Raw genomic sequence first — 16,691 nt, forward strand, 5'->3', positions numbered from 1 at the left:
GAACGGGCTCAGGACGGGTCCAGGACCGCCAGGGCGTCGATCTCGATCAGCAGGCCGGCCGGGAGGCCGACGTACACCGTCGTGCGGGCCGCCGGGGCCGTGGTGAGGTGTTCTTCGAAGTACGCGTTGTAGAGCGCGTTCATCTCGGCGAAGTGGTCCACGTCGGTGAGGTAGACGCGGATCATCATCACGTCGTCCCAGGTGGCGCCGCCCTCCTCCAGGATCGCCTTGACGTTGGCGAGGGTCTGGAGGGTCTGTTCGCGCAGGGTGGGGCCGGCGGGGGTGGGCGGCCGGCCCTCGACGGCCGGGAGGAAGCCGACCTGGCCGGCGACCTGGAGGATGTTGCCCTTGCGCACGCCGTGGGAGAACTTCGCGGGGGGTGCGGTGTGGGTCGCGGGGGTGAGGGCGATCTTGTCGGTCATCGGGGATCCTTGTCCGTCATACAGGGTCTGACGTGGGGGTTCTGCCGGAGTACTCGCCGCTGATCGCGTCCGCGGCGCGGCGGACCAGCGGGAGCAGGGTGAGGAGTTCGTCGGCGGTGACGACGACGTTCGGCGCGGAGACCGACATCGCCGCGACGACCCGGCCGTCGACGCCCCGGACGGGTGCGGCGACGCAGTTGATGGACTCCTCGTGGCCGCCGAGGTCGGTGGCCCAGCCCTGCTCGCGGACCCGTGCCAGCTCCTTGAGGAAGGCGGGGGCGTCGGGAGTCGAACGGGGCGTGTACAGGGGGTAGTCGAGCCGTGCGGCGAGGGCGCGGCGCTCGGGCTCGGGGAGGTCGGCGAGGAGCAGCTTGGCGACGGCGGCGACCGTGAGGGCGACCGGCTTGCCGATGCGGGAGTACATGCGGACCGGGTAGCGGCTCTCCACCTTGTCGATGTAGATGACCTCGTTGTCCTCCAGGACCGCGAGGTGGACGGTGTGGCCGCAGCGCTCGTTGAGGCGGACGAGGTGGGGGTGGGCGATCTCGCGGATGTCGAGGTTCTCGACGGCCTCCTGGGCGAGGGCGAAGAGGCGGGCGCCGAGGCGGTAGCGCTGGTCGGACTGGCGGTAGACGAGGCCGTGTTCGTGCAGGGTCCGCAGGAGGCGCAGGGCCGTGGACTTGTGGACGCCGAGGCGGTCGGCGACCCGGCCGAGGTCGGCGGGCCCCTCGGCGAGCAGCGGCAGGATGCTCAGCGCGCGGTCGACGGTCTGGCTCATGGGGTGCGTACCTCCTCGGGGCCCTGAACGGCCTGTGTCCAGCCGGGGGCGAGTCGCAGTCTCCCCCACGTGGCGTCGTCCAGGGCCGCCAGCCGGTCGGCGTGGTCGCGGGACGGCGGGGTGGCGAGGTCTCCGGGGGCGGTGAGGGCGGCGGCGGCCATGAGGTGGCCGTGGCGGAGGCGGGCGCGGGCGGGGAGGGCGCGCAGGGTGGCGGAGAGGAAGCCGGCGGCGAAGGCGTCTCCGGCGCCGGTCGCCGCCGTGATCCGGACCGTGGGGGCGGGGACGAAGGTGGTCGTGTCGACGGGGGCGGCCCCTGAGGTGGTGGGCGTGGCCGGTCCGGTGCGCGTCGGCGTGGGGGCGCCCGCGGAGGGGGTGGGGTCGGGGACGCGCCGGGGGGTGTCCGTCCTCGGTCCGGCGGGCGCCGTCGGAGGGAGGGGTGCTCGGTGGTGGACGCCGGCCGCTGCGGGCGGACACCCCCCGGCACGCCCCCTTGCCGCCGTACGCGGCCGGTCCGTGGGGGCGGGCGCGCGTTCGAAGAGGGTGGCTCCGTGGGCTCCCTGTTTCACCACCAGGGTCGCCGGCTCCGGGAGGAGGGCGCGGATCGCCCGGGGGCCGCCCGTGACGCCCCAGGCTTCCTCGGCCTCGTCCTCGCCCACGAGGACGAGGTCGGCGGCGCGGGCCAGTTCCAGGAGGACGCGGGGGCCGTCGGGGGTGCGCCACAGGGTGGGGCGGTGGTTGACGTCGAAGGAGATCAGCGGGCGGCCGGGGTGCGGGGCCGTCAGGGCGCGCAGCAGGGTCAGGCAGTCGTCGGACAGGGCCGCGGTGATGCCGGAGAGGTGCAGGACGCGTCCGGCGCGTACGGCCGCGAGGTCCACGGTGGCGGGCGACATCGCCGAGGCGGCCGAACCGGCCCGGTAGTAGGCGACCTCGTGCGTGCCGGCGGTCCGGTCCTCCGCCGTGCGGAAGTACACGCCGGTCGGCCGGAAGGGGTCCCGTCGTACGGAGGTCACGTCCACGCCGTGGCCGCCGATCGTCTCGACCAGGTGGTCCCCGAACCCGTCGGCCCCCACCCGGCTCACCCAGCGGACGGTGTGCCCGGCCGCCGCCAGCGCGCACGCGAGGTTGGACTCGGCACCGCCGATGGCCCGGTCGAAGGAGGGGACGTCGGCGAGGCGTCCGGGGCGGGCGGGGAGAAAGGTCACCATGGACTCGCCGAGCGCGACGACGTCGACGCGGGCGGGAGCGGCGTCGGGGTGGCGGAGTCCGTCGGTGGTCACGATGGGGCTCCTCGTCGCGGTTTCGGCACCGTTGACCCGGTGTCGGCTGGGATGTTAGACAGCTGTCAACGGTATGTGCAATGGGCGTTGCAGTGGATGCAACGCACCCGTCAGGGAGGACCCCCATGGGCGTCGAGAGTGCCGAAGCGCTGGCCCGGCTGGCCGCGGAACGCGTCGACCACCGCTTCAAGGGTCTTCCGCCGGACGCCGACGGCAGCACCGTGGCCGAGCTGGCGGACCGCCGCCTCAACCTGTTCACCGACGGTTTCACCACGCCCGTGCTCGCGCTGTCCGCCGAGCGCCTGGAGCACAACCTGGCACTGATGGAGACCTACTCCGCCCGCCACGGCCTCGCCTTCGCCCCGCACGGCAAGACGTCCATGGCACCGCGGCTGTTCTGGCGGCAGATCGAGCGCGGTGCCTGGGGCATCACGCTGGCCGTTCCCCATCAGGTGCGGGTGGCACGGGAGTTCGGGATCGAGCGGGTCTTCCTGGCGAACGAGGTCGTCGACCCGGCCGCCCTGCGGTGGATCGCCGGCGAGCTGGCCGCCGACCCCGCCTTCCGGTTCGTCTGTTACGTCGACTCCGTGCGCGGTGTCGAGCTGATGGACGCGGCGCTGCGGGCCGCCGGGCCCTCGGTCCGCCCGGTCGACGTGGTCGTGGAGCTGGGCGCGGGCGAGGGCGCGCGCACCGGGGTCCGTACGGAGGCGGAGTGCGCGGCCGTGGCGGACGCGGTGGCCGCCACCGGGACGCTGCGGCTCGTGGGGGTCGCCGGATACGAGGGCGAGGTGCCCCGGGCCGACCCCGGACGGGTGGGCGCGTGGCTGCGCCGGCTGACCGCGCTGGCCGTCGAGTTCGACAAGGCGGGGCGGTTCGCGGGCCTGGAGGAGGTGATCGTCAGCGCGGGTGGCAGCGCCTGGTTCGACACGGTCGCCGAGGTCTTCGCGGAGCTGCCCGAACTGTCGGTGCCCGTACTGAAGTTGCTGCGGTCGGGGGCGTACGTCTCGCACGACTCCGGTCATTACCGCCGGCTCACCCCCTTCAACCGTGTCCCCGAGGAGGGCGCCCTGGAGCCCGCGTTCCGGCTCTGGGCGCAGGTCGTGTCCCGGCCCGCCCCGGACCAGGCGTTCGCCAACGCGGGCAAGCGGGACGCCGCGCACGACCTGGACCTGCCCTCCGCCGAGGTGGTGCGGGACGCGGGCACGGGCGCGGTCCGCGACGCCTCCGGGATCACCGTCACGGGGCTGTCCGACCAGCACGCGTGGCTGCGCACCGAGGACGGGGCCGCGCTGGAGGTGGGCGACTGGGTGGGGCTGGGGCTCTCGCATCCCTGCACGTCGTTCGACAAGTGGCAGCTGATCCCGGTGGTGGAGGCGGACGGCACCGTCGTGGACTACGTCCGCACGTTCTTCTGAGCCCGCGGCGACCGCTGCCCGTCCCGGCACAGCCCGAGAGGTGAGGTACATGGACCTGGTCTTCCGTGACGCCGAGGTCGTCGACGGTTCCGGCGAGCCCTCCTACCGGGCCGACGTGGTCGTGGCGGGCGGCAGGATCACCACGATCGTCAAGGAGGCGGCCGCCGCCGGGTGCCAGCGGCCGACGGCCCGGCGGGAGATCGACGCCGAGGGCCTGGTCCTGTCCCCCGGTTTCATCGACATGCACGCCCACAGCGACCTCGCGCTCCTGCGGGACCCCGAGCACACCGCGAAGGCGGCGCAGGGGGTGACCCTGGAGGTCCTGGGTCAGGACGGGCTGTCGTACGCGCCGGTCGACGACCGCACCCTCGAAGAGGTCCGCCGCGCGATCACCGGCTGGAACGGCTACGGCGAGGACGTCGACTTCAGCTGGCGTTCGGTCGGCGAGTACCTGGACCGCCTCGACCACGGCTTCGGGGGTGAGGGCATCGCCGTGAACGCCGCGTACCTCGTGCCGCAGGGGACGGTCCGGATGCTCGTCATGGGCTGGGAGGACCGGGAGGCGACACCCGAAGAGCTGGACCGTATGCGGGAGTTGGTGGCGGCCGGGCTCAGGGAGGGCGCGGTCGGGATGTCGTCGGGGCTCACCTACACCCCCGGCATGTACGCCGGCGACGCCGAACTCACCGAGCTGTGCCGGGTGGTGGCCTCGTACGGCGGCTACTACTGCCCGCACCACCGCTCCTACGGGGCGGGCGCGCTGCGGGCGTACGAGGAGATGGTCGCCCTGACCCGGGAGGCCGGCTGCGCCCTGCATCTGGCCCACGCCACCATGAACTTCGGGGTGAACGAGGGGCGGGCACCCGAGCTGCTGGCGCTCCTGGACGACGCGCTGGCCGCCGGCGCGGACATCACGCTCGACACCTACCCCTACACCGCCGGCTGCACGACGCTCGTGGCGCTGCTGCCGAGCTGGGCGGGTGAGGGCGGCCCGGAGGCGGTGCTCGCCCGGCTGAGGGACGACGGGACGGCCGAACGGGTCCGGTACGACCTGGAGGTCACCGGTGCCGACGGCTGCCACGGCGTGCCCGTCGACTGGGACACCGTCGAGATCTCGGGCGTCGCCGACCCGGCACTGTCGTCGTACGTGGGCCGGACGGTCGCACGGTCGGCCGAGGCGCGGGACGAGGAGCCGTGGGTGACCGCCCGCCGGCTGCTCGTCGAGGACCGGCTCGGCTCCACGGTGCTCCAGCACGTCGGGCACGAGGAGAACGTGCGGGCCGTCATGCGCCACCGCGCGCACACCGGCGGTTCGGACGGCATCCTGCGCGGCGACAAGCCGCATCCGCGCGCGTACGGGACGTTCCCGCACTACCTCGGCCGGTACGTGAGGGAGCTGGGCGTGCTCTCCCTGGAGAGTTGCGTCGCCCACCTCACCTCACGGCCCGCCGCGCGGCTCGGCCTCGCGGACCGGGGACTCGTCCGCGAGGGGTACCGCGCCGACCTGGTGCTGTTCGACCCGGCGACCGTGGCCGCCGGGTCGACGTACGAGGCACCGCGCACGCTGCCGACCGGCATCCCGTACGTCCTGGTCGACGGCCGCCCGGTCATCGAGGACGGCCGGCGCACGGACGTGCTGGCGGGCCGGGCGATCCGGCGGGGCGCCTGACGGGTTCCGCTACGGCCTGGGCAGGATGCAGCCGCTGCGGGTGAGGTCGAGCTTGTTGTCCACGCCGAAGCAGGCGGGGACGTGCCAGGTCTGCTGGCCGTAGTTGATGCCCGGGCGGACGGTCACGGTGCCGTTCGCGTCGACCTCGCAGGGGTTGTTGTCGGTGCAGCGCCCGCCGTCCTCGTTGCCGGTGTTGTTGACGCCGACGACCTTGCCGGTGGCGTTGTTCAGGACCGGGGAGCCGGAGGTGCCGCCGATGGTCTGGCAGGCGGAGGTGTACCGGATGGAGTCCTTCCAGGTCCAGGTGCCCTCCTTCAGGCGGTACGCGTATCCGTCGACGGCGCAGCTGTAGGTCCGCTTCCAGTACCCCGAGACGACGGTGATGGGGGTGGCGACGGTCGGGCGGGCGGTGTCGTAGACGAGGGCGTCGATGCCGTACGTGCTCTTGATCTGCGCGTACGTGGTGGTGAGCCGGTACAGCGCCATGTCCGTGTCGGTCATCGTGCCGTACACGATCCTGTTGGCGCGCAGGGTGCCGACGCGGGTGCCGGCGGAGTTGAGCAGGCCGAAGCTGCGGGTGGAGGCCCGGTCGACGAGGACCTGGCCAGCGGCCGGGAAGCCGGTCTCCAGGCAGTGGCCGTTGGTCATGACCAGCGCCGGGTCGTCGTCCTCGGAGGCGGGCATCCGCACGACCGAGCCGGAACAGTTGCTGAGCGAGACGGTGCCGGCGAAGTTGACGGCCTTGGCCGCCGGGGCCGGGGCCGCGAGGCCGGCCACGGCCTTGTTCGCCGTGTCGACGACGGTGCCGACCGCCGACGTCACGGGAGCCGCCGCGGGCGCCGGTGCGGCGATCGCGGGTGCCGCGCCCGACCCGGCGATCACCAGGGCGAACAGCGAGGCGACGAGAGGCTTTCTCATGTGGGGGTCCCCTCTTGCTACGTGGTGGGCCACGTGGGTGACTGAAGATCTTTCGGCCACCGCAGTTTGTCATGCGCATTGTGAAGGCCGGGTGATGACCGAGCAAGGAGTTGGTTCCAGCCGCACGATCTTCGGCCAAGGACGAGGGGCGCCGGGTGGCGACGGAGGCACCCAAGGGCGCGACGAGGTGCCCGGCGGACGGGGTGTGCCGGTGCGTCAGCCGGGCGAGGCAGGTCCCCCGACCGACCCCCTGGAGGGGCCGCTCACGTCGGCTGCTTGGGGCCCTTCGTCACCCCTTGGCCCCGGCCCTGCTTGCCGTTCCCGTTGCCCCGGCGGGAGGAGGTCGGCGAGGCGGACGGCGAGGTGGACGGGGTGACGGAGGCCGGGGCCGAGGAGGCGGAGCCGGAGGGCCCGGTGGTCGCGGACGGGGTGGTGGAGGTATCCGGAGAGGGGGTGCCGGCCGCCGCCGGGCCGCTGGTCCCACCGTCCGACGGAGCATCCGCCTCCCCGTCGCCGGACCGGTCTCCGACAGGGGCGGACACGGTGGGAGCCGGGACGCCCGGGGCCTCCTGATCGCCGGAGCCGAGACCGGCCAGTCCCGCCGCCGCGCCGCCCACGAGCAGCGCGGCGCCGACACCGCCCGCGACCAGCGCGCCGCGCCGCCGGGCCCGACGCCGCCCGAGCGTGGCACGCCGCCCGCCCACGGGCCGCGCACGGCGCCCGCCCGCGCCCCGGGCGTCCGGGGAACCGACCCGCCCGTCCGCCGCCCGCTCACCGAACTCGGGCGACTCGTGCGACTCGTACGACTCGTACGACTCGTGCGGCCACCCTGCCTCGGCGCCGCCGTACGCCGCGCCCAGCTCCCCCGTACCGCCCGTCGCCGAGTGACCCGCCCCGGGGCCCGGCCCGTCCGCCACGACCTCGTCCAGCTGGACGGTGTCGTCGTAGGCGTTCTGCCAGCCGTGGGCGGCGGCCGGGTCCCTGAAGGCGTGGTAGTCGGGTGCGGCACGGGGGTCGCCGACGGGGCGGTAGACCCTCGACGTCGTCCGAGCCCCGGCATCGCCCTCTTCCGGCCCGTACTCGACGCCGTCCACGCCGTCCACCCCGTTCATCTCGTCGCGCCGCCTTCGTCTCGCGTGCCCTACGGCCGTGTCCCTGCGGATGCCGGCCATGGGTGGGGGTGCCGACTCTGCTGGCGGATTCTAGATTCCCGGGGGACCGAGAGGACAGTAGAGGGGCAATACGGGGCATACGCACCGTCTCGCGTGTTGGAAAACACGACCCGGATCGCATTACCGGGCCGTAAGCTCACGGCATGCAGGTGATTCAGTCGACGAAACTTGCCAACGTCTGTTACGAGATCCGGGGCCCGGTGCTCGAGGAGGCGATGCGACTAGAGGCGGCGGGGCATCGGATCCTCAAGCTGAACACCGGCAATCCGGCCGCGTTCGGTTTCGAATGCCCGCCCGAGATCCTGGAGGACATCCTCCGCAACGTCTCGTCGGCCCACGGCTACGGCGACGCGAAGGGCCTGCTCGCGGCGCGCCGCGCGGTGGTCATGCACAACCAGACCCTCGGCATCGAGACGGACGTCGAGCACGTCTTCATCGGCAACGGCGTCTCCGAGCTGATCGTGATGGCCATGCAGGGGCTGCTCGACGACGGCGACGAGGTTCTCGTCCCGTCCCCGGACTACCCGCTGTGGACGGCGGCGGTCTCCCTGTCGGGCGGCACGGCCGTGCACTACCGCTGCGACGAGCAGTCCGACTGGATGCCGGACCTCGCGGACGTCGAGCGGAAGGTCACCGACCGCACCAAGGCGATCGTCATCATCAACCCGAACAACCCGACGGGCGCGGTGTACGACGAGGCGATGCTGCGCGGCCTCACGGACATCGCGCGCCGCCACAACCTCCTGGTCTGCTCGGACGAGATCTACGACAAGATCCTCTACGACGACGCCACGCACACCCCGACGGCCTCGGTCGCCCCCGACCTGCTGACCCTCACGTTCAACGGCATGTCGAAGGCGTACCGGGTGGCCGGCTACCGGGTGGGCTGGATGTCGATCTCCGGTCCCCGCGCGCACGCCGACTCCTACATCGAGGGCCTGACGATCCTCGCGAACATGCGGTTGTGCGCGAACATGCCGGGGCAGCACGGGGTGGTCGCCGCGCTCAGCGGACGCCAGACGATCAACGACCTGGTGCTGCCGGGCGGGCGGCTCAAGGAGCAGCGGGACGTCGCGTACGAGATGCTCACGCAGATCCCGGGCGTCACGTGCGTGAAGCCGAAGGGGGCGCTGTATCTCTTCCCGCGCCTCGACCCGGACGTCTTCAAGATCAAAGACGACCGGCGGATGGTCCTCGACCTGCTGCGGCAGGAAAAGATCATGGTGGTCCAGGGCACGGGGTTCAACTGGGCCGAGCCCGACCACTTCCGGGTGGTCACCCTGCCGACGGTGGGCGACCTGCGGGCCGCGATCACGCGGATCGGGAACTTCCTGGACGGGTACGCGCAGGCGTGACGGCGGGCGTGACGCGGGCGTGACGGCGGGCGGGACGGCGCGCCGGGGAGGAAGGCCAGAGCTTTCGGACCTCACTCAACTTTAGACGAGATCTAAGGTAGAGTGGGCGTCCGAGAGCTTGGAGGCCATCCCATGTACGAGCCGATCCGCACGAAGTCGGTCCACACGATGGCCGGCACGACCTCCTCCGACTTCCCTCACCGTTCGCGTGAGGAGGAGCTGGACATCCAGCTCGCGGGTCATCTGGCGGCGCTGCTGGCGGCCACCGACGAGCTCCGCGCGCTGACGCCCTCCGCCGACCTCGACGTGGCCGCGGAGGCGCTGGCCGCGCGGGTCGCGTGGCTGCGGGGCGGACTGCCCGCGGTCCGGTCCGCCTCTGCCTCTGTCTCTGGCGGGGGCGAGGGAGACGTGGCCGCGCTCCACCGCCGTGCCCACGCGCTCGCGGGGCGGGCGCTGGTGGTCGCGGCGTCGCGGGCGGACACGGGTTCGGCGATCCTGGCGGCGGAACGGATGGACGCGCACGCGCACGCGGCGGTACCGCTGGGCGCCTGACAGCTCGGGGGTACGGGTGCGTCGGCGAGCGCCGGCCCGGTGGGGCTCCTCGCGCAGTTCCCCGCGCCCCTGAAAAGCCGGGGCTACGCCCCATGCTTTTCAGACCCGCAGAGCCTGGCGCTTTCAGACCCGCAGGGGCCTGGCGCTTTCAGGCCCGCAGGGGCCTGATGCTTTTAGGGGCGCGGGGGCCTGGCGCTTTCACCTCTGCGGAGCCTGGCGCTTCAGGCCCGCAGGGGCCTGATGCTTTTAGGGGCGCGGGGAACTGCGCGACCAGCCCCCACCGAACCCGCACCCGACAACTTGAGGGGCGCGGGGAACTGCGCGAGAAGACCCACCGGGCCGGCAGCCGAGCACGAACCCCCGGCGCACCCCCGGCGGTAGCCGCCCGTTGCGTTCCGGGACCACCGGTTCACTCCCCGTTCACCCGGTACGCCGAGGAACGTTGGGTTCCGGGAGCACCCTCCCCATGTGAGACGAATCGCAGGAATCGTCCTCGCGGTCCTGCTGATCGGCGGCGTGGTGGCAGCCGTCGTGGCGGGCCGGGACACCGGGGACACGAGCACGGCAACGAAGACCGTGCGAGGAGTGATCGGGTCGGAGAAGGCGGAGTTCTTCGCCGACCCGCAGGTGGTGAAGGCCCTGGCCGCCAAGGGCTACACCGTGAGGACGGAGACGTCGGGATCCTGGGCCATGGACGGCCTGGATCTGAAGGGGTACGACTTCGCGTTCCCGTCCAGCAAGGCACCCGCCGACGAACTGGCCGCGAAGTACAAGGTCCGCGAGCCCCTCCCCCGCCCCTTCTACTCCCCCCTCGTCGTGGTCGCCCACCGGGACGCCGCCGAGGTGCTGCGCGGAAACGGGCTCGCCACGCTCGACAAGGACCGGGGCGTCCTCGACATGGCCGCCTATCTGAAGTCCGCCGAGAAGGGCCGGACGTGGCAGGACCTCAAGGGGTCCGAGAAGTACGGCGAGTTGATGGGGCTGCTCTACATCGCCACCACCGACCCGACCACCTCCAGCTCGGGCGCGCTGTACCTCGCCGCCGCCTCCAACGTCGCCAACGGCGGCCGCGTGGTCGCGAGCAAGGCGGACCTGGACCGGACCGCACCGCTGATGCGGGAGCTGATCAGGGTCCAGGGCGCCCAGCAGCCCAGCACCGACGCGGCGTTCCGTGACTTCGTCAGCGGCGTCGGCAGCCCGCTCGTGCTCGTCTACGAGTCACAGGTGGCCGCCCTGCTCGCCGCGGGCCAGGACATCGACGACCTGGTCGTCCTCTACCCGGACACCACCGTCTTCAGCGACCACACCGTCGTGCCGGTCACCGAGGAGGGCCGCGCGCTCGGCGAACTCCTCGGCACCGACCCGGCGTTGCGCGAACTGGCCGCCCGGCACGGCTTCCGGCCGCAGGGCGCGGCCACCGAGTTCACGGCGGCGATCGCCGGCCGCACCACACATCTGATGCAGAGGCTGACCGTCCGGCAGGCGCCCGTGCCCACCTCCGAGGTGCTGCACGAGATGGCGCGCCGGGCCAGGGGCCGGTAGGACGGGGGAAGACGACACATGACCATCGAAGACGGCAACGACGACAGCACGTTCACCCTCACCCCTCCCGCGCCGGTCGCCGCCGTGCCCCGGGAGAAGGCCGGCGGACTCGTGCCGGTCGAGGAGTCCGTACGGACGGACATGGCCCGCAAGGCCGAGGAGTACGTGCGCGGGCTCACCGCCCTCGACGCGCGCTCCCCGGAGTTCGCCGGCCGGGTCGGGGAGATCACCGCGCTCGGCGCGGGCGAGATGCGCGCCGCCGCCGCGCAGTCCAACCGGATGCTGGAGCGGACCGTACGCAGTCTGCCGAGCAAGGGCGGGGACGCGCAGTCGCAGGTCGCGGGCTCGCTCGTCGAACTCCGGCGCGTGGTGGAGGACCTGGACCCGCGTGAACTGCCAGCGAACAGGGGCCGCAGGTTCCTGTCCCGGCTGCCGGGCGGCAACAAGCTGCGCGACCACGTCGCCAAGTACGCCTCCGCGCAGGGGACGTTGAACAGGATCGTGGGCTCGCTGCGCGGCGGGCAGGACGAACTGCGGCGCGACAGTGCCGCGTTGCAGACCGAACGGGTCCGGCTGTGGGAGACCATGGGCAAGCTCCAGGAGTACGTCGTGCTGACGGAGGCCCTGGACACGGCCGTCGAGGCCCACATCCGGACGCACGTCGACGGGGCCGACCCGCAAGCGGGCGACACCCTGCGCGCCGACGTCCTCTTCCCCGTCCGGCAGAAGCACCAGGACCTGCTCACCCAGCTGGCCGTCTGCGCCCAGGGCTATCTGGCCATGGACGTCGTACGGCGCAACAACGAGGAGCTGATCAAGGGCGTCGACCGGGCCGCCACGACCACGGTGTCGGCGCTGCGCATCTCCGTGATGCTCGCCTCCGCCCTCGACCACCAGAAGAAGGTCGTCGACCAGGTCAACGCCCTGCGCGGCACCACCGAGGACCTGATCCGGGGCAACGCCGAGATGCTGGCCACCCAGAGCGGCGAGATCCAGCGCATCGCCGCCGACCCCGCCGTCGGCGCGGAGACGCTCCGCTCGGCCTTCCAGCAGATCTACCGCACCCTCGACGCCATCGACACCTACAAGGCGCAGGCCACGGAGACCATGGCCGCGACCGTCGAGTCCCTGACCTCCGAACTCCAGAACGCGAGCCGGTACCTGGAGCGCAGCCGGAACCAGGGCGCGCTGGAAGGGGGCCTCGGATGAGGACACCGACGAGAGCGGGCACGGCGTCCCGCTCACGGACACGGACGACTGCGGCCGTCGCCGCGGGGGCCGCGCTCGTGCTCCTGGCCACCGCCGCCTGCACCGGCGCGGACCGGGCGGCGCCCGGACCCGACCCGGCGAAGACCACCCCGTACGTCCCCGGCACCCTGCGCGTCCTCGCCTCCAGTGAACTCGCCGACATGAAGCCGGTGCTGGAGCGGGTCGAGAAGGACACCGGTATCAAGGTCCGGCCCACCTACATGGGCACGCTCGACGCGGTGGACCTGCTCGCGCGGCGGGGGGCCAAGGACACGTACGACGCCGTCTGGCTCTCCTCCAACGACTACCTGCGGCTCCGCCCGGACGCGGCACGGCAGATCGTGTCGCAGACGCCGGTGATGTCCAGCCCCGTCGCGATCGGCGTGAAGAAGGAGACCGTCGGGAAGCTGGGGTGGAAGCCGGACACCGTCACCTGGTCGGACATCGAGAACGCGGTGGCGGACGGGAAGCTGACGTACGGCATGACCGACCCGTCCCGCTCCCACTCGGGTTTCTCGACGCTGATCTCGGTGGCCTCGGGACTCTCCGGCGCCCAGTCCGCCCTCACGGACGCGGACGTGGCGCGGGCGACGCCCCGGCTGAAGCGGTTCTTCGCGGGGCAGAAGCTGACGTCGGGGTCGTCGGGCTGGCTGGCGACGGCGTACGACCGGCGCGGTGACGTCGACGCGCTCCTCAACTACGAGTCGGTGCTGAAGTCGCGGCCGGACCTGACGGTGATCCGGCCGCGCGACGGGGTCGTCACCGCCGACTACCCGCTCTCGTCGCTGGCCTCCACGGGCACGGACGTCCGCGACGACGTCCGCCGGCTCACGGACGCCCTGCGCACGCCGGACGTCCAGCGGCTCATCACCGAGCGGACGCTGCGCCGCCCGGTCGTCGCCTCCGTCCCGCCCGCGGCCGGTCTCGACACCACCCGCCGCCGCGAACTCCCCTTCCCCGGCAGCCGGTCCGTCGCCGACGGCCTTCTCGACGCGTACGAGAACGACCTGCGCCGCCCGTCGCGGACCGTGTACGTCCTGGACACCTCGGGTTCGATGGAGGGCGACCGGCTCGACCGGCTGAAGACCGCGCTCACCGAGCTGACCGGCGACTTCCGGGACCGGGAGGAGGTCACCCTGATGCCGTTCGGATCGGACGTGAAGAGCGTACGGACGCATGTCGTGCGGTCCGAAAACCCGAAGGCCGGGCTCGACGGCATCCGCGCCGACACCCGGAAGCTGTCCGCCGCCGGTGAGACCGCCATCTACACCTCGCTGCGCAGGGCGTACGAGCATCTCGGCGCCGTGGACCGGGACACCTTCACCTCGATCGTGCTGATGACGGACGGCGAGAACACCCAGGGGGCGAGCCCGGCCGACTTCGACGACTTCTACGGGCGGCTGCCCGCCGCCGCCCGGCACATCCCCGTCTTCCCCATCCTCTTCGGCGACTCCGACCGGGACGAACTGGAGCATATCGCCGAGGTGACCGGCGGCCGCCTCTTCGACGCCACACGGGGCTCGCTGGACGGCGCCTTCGAGGAGATCCGTGGCTACCAGTAGATTCATGACGTACGTCGAGTCCCGCAAGAACCTCACCGGCAGCGCGCTCGGGGTCGCCGGGCTCGGACTGACCTTCGCCGGGGTCGCGGGAGCGTACTGGCCGGTCGTGGTCGTCGGGCTGTACGGGGCGGGCGCGCTGCTCGCCCCGCCGGAGCGGCCCCCGCTGCCGGACTTCCCCGACGCGTCCGCCCAACTCGACGCGTTGCGGGGCGACTTCGGCACGCTGCGGGAGTATCTGGCCGGCATCGAGCTGCCGCCGGCCGCGTCCGGCCGCCTCACCGAGCTGACCGAACTCCTGACGGCCCTCCTCGACCCCGGCTGGGTCGCCGAGATCCTCGCCCGCGATCCCGAGGGCGTGCACGCCCTCTCCCGGGCCGTACGGCAGGACGTCCCCGAGGCGGTCGACACGTTCGTCCGCACCCGCTGGTGGACCCGGCTGACCCCGGGAGCGGATCCCCCGGAACGCCATCTTGAACGTCAACTGGGTCTGTTGCAGGAGGAGTTGGGTCGCCTGGCGGCGGCACTGCGCGATGCGGAGGCTCGCCGCCAGGAGTCACACACACGGTATCTGGAGGACCGGTCGGGGTGAGGGGGTGCCTTCGGCGCGTTCCCGGGTGCGGGTGGGTGGGGCCTGGTGCTTTTAGGGGCGCGGGGAACTGCGCGAGAAGCCCCACCGGGCCCGCACCCGACGACGCACCCCACACCACCCCCAACAGCCAACAGCCAACAGCCACCGTCAGCCCAGGTTCGCCAGGAGCACGATCAGGACCACCACCCCCACCACCACCGCCAACACCTTCAACACCGCGTAGGGAGACGCCGGCTGATCCGGCGGAACCCCCGGAGGGACCGGTACCGACGCGGCCCCGGGCCCGTTGAACACATCGTGACCGGTGACCGCCGCCCGCGTGCACCAGGGGCAGGTCGGCAGATGGGAGCCGTACGTGTGCAGGGGCCGTACCGTGCAGGCGCGCACCTCACCGCGCTCCTTGTCCAGGGCCCGGAGCCACGCCTCGGCCTTGGGCCGGGCGTCCGGATTCTCCACGCCCGCACCGAAGGCGGCCTTGGCGAGGGTGAGCAGTTCGGTCGGCAGGACGGAGGGGTCGATCGTGCCGCGCGGAATGGTGACCCGTTCGGGACGGACGACGTAACTGCAGCTCGCGGCGATGTTGTCCTTGACGGTCGACTCGGAGGCACTCTCGTGCGGGACCCCGCCGAAGGGGTGGTTGCCGGCGGTGAGCAGCTGGTAGACGAGGACGGCGAGGGCGAAGTCGTCGCTCTGCCGGGTCGCGGGCCCGCCCGCCTGGCGCTCGGGGGACGAGTAGTCGGTGGTGTGCATCAGGCACGGGAAGAGTTCGCCGGTGACCGGGTCGGTGAAGGCGATCGAGTCGCAGTCGAGGAAGGTGACGAAGCCGTTGGCGTCGACGACGACGTTGCTGCTGGAGAAGTCGCCGATGACGAGGTCGTCGTAGTGCATCCGGGCCGTCATGAAGGCGAGGTTCCAGGCGACGCCCAGCAGGAACCGCCAGTCGGCCCGGTCCGGGAAGAGCTTCAGGCGCTGGACCCGGGTGAACAGTCCGACGAGCTGGACGTGCTGGGGTTCGCCGAACCGCCGCATCGCGTAGCCGAGGAACTCCCCGTTCGTCCCCCGGGCGATCGCGGTGGGCCAGGCCAGTTCGGGCGGCTGGCTGGCGTCGGTCGGGCGGGCGGCCAGCGGGGACATCGTGAGCATGCGCGCCAGTCGCCGTTCCTGGTCCGGCCCGGGGGTGTCCCGGTAGATCTTGACGACGATCCCGGTGTCCCCCTCCACGGGGTACACCGCCGCCTGCCCGCCGCCCTTCAGCGGCAACTCGGCCAGCGTGACCCGCTTGCCGTCGAGAAAGACCGTGCGGCCGCTCATGGCCGTACCTCCGAGTGTCATGGGGCTGGTCGCCGTCGCGCGGACGCGTCGTCCTGGAGCCGTGACCGGCAGGGTCGTCCGCCCTGCGGAGCGGTCACCGCCGGTGCGTACGGACGGCCCGCAGCAGGGTCTTGTCGTCCGCGTTGAGCGCGGTCAGACGGTCCGAGCGCAGCAGGGCGGCCAGGTTGGGGTCGCGGTCGTCCTCGGCGGCGGCGTCCAGGGAGCGGAACACGGCCTCGGCGAACGAGGTGTTCGGCGACGAGGCGCCGTCGGCGGACCGGTTGAGCATGGCCTGGGCCAGCCCGTCCGTGGACAGGAGCACCCCGTCGACGCCGTCGTCCGCGACGCACTCGGTGTGGGTCCAGCGCCCCACGTCCGGCGAGGTCAGGAACACCGTCTCGTTGCTGTACTCGCTCACCGCCGCGGCCTGCGGCAGCAGATGGAACTGCCGCTCCCCGTCCTCCGTCCCGGACCGTACGACGACGAACCCGTCCCCGACGGTGACATGGCCGATCCAGCCCGGGGCGAGCACCACCACGGTGAGCGTCGTGGCGAAGTCCTGCGCGTCGGCCCCGGTCCGGTCGAGGAACTCGTCGCTCACGTCGTGCAGGGCGTCGCGCAGCAGTTCGTGCACGGCCTCGCCCGGCGGCACCTCCACGGCCGCGTCGGCCCGCCGGGTGAAGTGCTCGGTCGCGAGCCGCACCGCGAGCCGCGAGCCCTCCTCCGACCGGGGCCGGCTGCCGGCCCCGTCGGCGACGGCGAGCACGGCGACGGCGGAGGTGGCGGTGGCGGCGCACGCGTCCTGGCAGGGCAGGCCCTGGCGCCGGTGCCGGTAGCCCTCGACGCTCAGCCCGTGGATCCGCCAGGGCGCGGCGTTCACC

The 16,691-nt window shown here is 72.6% G+C and carries 15 protein-coding genes; 8 read left to right on the forward strand and 7 right to left on the reverse strand.

Annotated features, from left to right (window positions below; all coding sequences use genetic code 11):
- Positions 1-8 precede the first annotated feature (8 nt).
- The 3 genes from PYR72_RS18365 to PYR72_RS18375 are packed head-to-tail and all read right to left on the reverse strand — an operon-like array spanning position 9 to position 2,477.
- Positions 9-422, reverse strand: a complete 414-nt coding sequence (locus PYR72_RS18365; RefSeq protein WP_275456342.1) for a RidA family protein — start codon at positions 420-422, stop codon at positions 9-11.
- Between the two features lie 16 nt (positions 423-438).
- Positions 439-1,200 carry an IclR family transcriptional regulator gene (locus PYR72_RS18370; RefSeq protein WP_275456343.1) on the reverse strand — a complete coding sequence of 254 codons (762 nt, stop codon included), beginning with the start codon at positions 1,198-1,200 and terminating at the stop codon, positions 439-441.
- Positions 1,197-2,477, reverse strand: a complete 1,281-nt coding sequence (locus PYR72_RS18375; protein ID WP_275456344.1) for a PfkB family carbohydrate kinase — start codon at positions 2,475-2,477, stop codon at positions 1,197-1,199. Before PYR72_RS18375 ends, PYR72_RS18370 begins: the two co-directional genes overlap by 4 nt.
- A gap of 125 nt (positions 2,478-2,602) precedes the next feature.
- Here PYR72_RS18375 and PYR72_RS18380 point away from each other — a divergent pair, with 125 nt between their 5' ends.
- A complete protein-coding gene (locus PYR72_RS18380) occupies positions 2,603-3,892 on the forward strand; it encodes an amino acid deaminase (RefSeq protein WP_275456345.1) in 1,290 nt (429 codons plus the stop codon).
- A 49-nt stretch (positions 3,893-3,941) separates the two neighbouring features.
- Positions 3,942-5,561 carry a D-aminoacylase gene (locus tag PYR72_RS18385; RefSeq protein WP_275456346.1) on the forward strand — a complete coding sequence of 540 codons (1,620 nt, stop codon included), beginning with the start codon at positions 3,942-3,944 and terminating at the stop codon, positions 5,559-5,561.
- 9 nt (positions 5,562-5,570) lie between these two features.
- Here PYR72_RS18385 and PYR72_RS18390 read toward each other — a convergent pair whose 3' ends face one another.
- Together PYR72_RS18390 and PYR72_RS18395 are read right to left on the reverse strand one after the other, a co-directional pair.
- On the reverse strand, positions 5,571-6,479 hold the full coding sequence (locus PYR72_RS18390) for a serine protease (RefSeq protein WP_275456347.1): 909 nt from the start codon (positions 6,477-6,479) through the stop codon (positions 5,571-5,573).
- Positions 6,480-6,742: 263 nt separating this feature from the next.
- Positions 6,743-7,591, reverse strand: a complete 849-nt coding sequence (locus tag PYR72_RS18395) for a hypothetical protein (RefSeq protein WP_275456348.1) — start codon at positions 7,589-7,591, stop codon at positions 6,743-6,745.
- A 203-nt stretch (positions 7,592-7,794) separates the two neighbouring features.
- On the opposite strand from PYR72_RS18395, the gene PYR72_RS18400 reads away from it, so the two are divergent.
- The 6 genes from PYR72_RS18400 to PYR72_RS18425 all read left to right on the forward strand — a co-directional run bounded on the left by PYR72_RS18400 (position 7,795) and on the right by PYR72_RS18425 (position 14,499).
- Positions 7,795-9,006, forward strand: coding sequence for a pyridoxal phosphate-dependent aminotransferase (locus tag PYR72_RS18400; RefSeq protein ID WP_059084843.1), 1,212 nt, complete (start codon positions 7,795-7,797; stop codon positions 9,004-9,006).
- Between the two features lie 132 nt (positions 9,007-9,138).
- On the forward strand, positions 9,139-9,558 hold the full coding sequence (locus PYR72_RS18405; RefSeq protein ID WP_275456349.1) for a hypothetical protein: 420 nt from the start codon (positions 9,139-9,141) through the stop codon (positions 9,556-9,558).
- A 468-nt stretch (positions 9,559-10,026) separates the two neighbouring features.
- Positions 10,027-11,100: a substrate-binding domain-containing protein gene (locus PYR72_RS18410; RefSeq protein ID WP_275456350.1), complete on the forward strand. Its 1,074-nt coding sequence runs from the start codon at positions 10,027-10,029 to the stop codon at positions 11,098-11,100.
- A gap of 18 nt (positions 11,101-11,118) precedes the next feature.
- Positions 11,119-12,309: a toxic anion resistance protein gene (locus PYR72_RS18415; protein WP_275456351.1), complete on the forward strand. Its 1,191-nt coding sequence runs from the start codon at positions 11,119-11,121 to the stop codon at positions 12,307-12,309.
- On the forward strand, positions 12,306-13,910 hold the full coding sequence (locus tag PYR72_RS18420) for a substrate-binding and VWA domain-containing protein (protein WP_275456352.1): 1,605 nt from the start codon (positions 12,306-12,308) through the stop codon (positions 13,908-13,910). The genes PYR72_RS18415 and PYR72_RS18420 overlap by 4 nt, the downstream gene beginning before the upstream one ends.
- A 4-nt stretch (positions 13,911-13,914) precedes the next feature.
- Entirely contained in the window at positions 13,915-14,499 is a 585-nt protein-coding gene (locus PYR72_RS18425; protein ID WP_275460446.1) for a hypothetical protein, read from the forward strand.
- Positions 14,500-14,646: 147 nt separating this feature from the next.
- Here PYR72_RS18425 and PYR72_RS18430 read toward each other — a convergent pair whose 3' ends face one another.
- Both PYR72_RS18430 and PYR72_RS18435 read right to left on the reverse strand, forming a co-directional pair.
- Positions 14,647-15,810, reverse strand: a complete 1,164-nt coding sequence (locus PYR72_RS18430) for a hypothetical protein (RefSeq protein WP_275456353.1) — start codon at positions 15,808-15,810, stop codon at positions 14,647-14,649.
- 94 nt (positions 15,811-15,904) lie between these two features.
- Complete coding sequence (locus PYR72_RS18435; RefSeq protein ID WP_275456354.1) at positions 15,905-16,690, reverse strand: PP2C family serine/threonine-protein phosphatase; 786 nt, start codon at positions 16,688-16,690, stop codon at positions 15,905-15,907.
- Position 16,691 lies beyond the last annotated feature (1 nt).

The sequence above is a fragment of the Streptomyces sp. VNUA24 genome, from assembly GCF_029167005.1.
Lineage (GTDB): Bacteria > Actinomycetota > Actinomycetes > Streptomycetales > Streptomycetaceae > Streptomyces > Streptomyces scabiei.

What these genes read in the sequence shown, in the direction of transcription:
- PYR72_RS18365 (WP_275456342.1), bottom strand. Translation starts at nt 422, where the DNA reads ATGACCGACAAGATCGCCCTCACCCCCGCGACCCACACCGCACCCCCC.
- PYR72_RS18370 (WP_275456343.1), bottom strand. Translation starts at nt 1,200, where the DNA reads ATGAGCCAGACCGTCGACCGCGCGCTGAGCATCCTGCCGCTGCTCGCC.
- PYR72_RS18380 (WP_275456345.1), top strand. Translation starts at nt 2,603, where the DNA reads ATGGGCGTCGAGAGTGCCGAAGCGCTGGCCCGGCTGGCCGCGGAACGC.
- PYR72_RS18385 (WP_275456346.1), top strand. Translation starts at nt 3,942, where the DNA reads ATGGACCTGGTCTTCCGTGACGCCGAGGTCGTCGACGGTTCCGGCGAG.
- PYR72_RS18390 (WP_275456347.1), bottom strand. Translation starts at nt 6,479, where the DNA reads ATGAGAAAGCCTCTCGTCGCCTCGCTGTTCGCCCTGGTGATCGCCGGG.
- PYR72_RS18395 (WP_275456348.1), bottom strand. Translation starts at nt 7,591, where the DNA reads ATGAACGGGGTGGACGGCGTGGACGGCGTCGAGTACGGGCCGGAAGAG.
- PYR72_RS18400 (WP_059084843.1), top strand. Translation starts at nt 7,795, where the DNA reads ATGCAGGTGATTCAGTCGACGAAACTTGCCAACGTCTGTTACGAGATC.
- PYR72_RS18405 (WP_275456349.1), top strand. Translation starts at nt 9,139, where the DNA reads ATGTACGAGCCGATCCGCACGAAGTCGGTCCACACGATGGCCGGCACG.
- PYR72_RS18415 (WP_275456351.1), top strand. Translation starts at nt 11,119, where the DNA reads ATGACCATCGAAGACGGCAACGACGACAGCACGTTCACCCTCACCCCT.
- PYR72_RS18420 (WP_275456352.1), top strand. Translation starts at nt 12,306, where the DNA reads ATGAGGACACCGACGAGAGCGGGCACGGCGTCCCGCTCACGGACACGG.
- PYR72_RS18425 (WP_275460446.1), top strand. Translation starts at nt 13,915, where the DNA reads ATGACGTACGTCGAGTCCCGCAAGAACCTCACCGGCAGCGCGCTCGGG.
- PYR72_RS18430 (WP_275456353.1), bottom strand. Translation starts at nt 15,810, where the DNA reads ATGAGCGGCCGCACGGTCTTTCTCGACGGCAAGCGGGTCACGCTGGCC.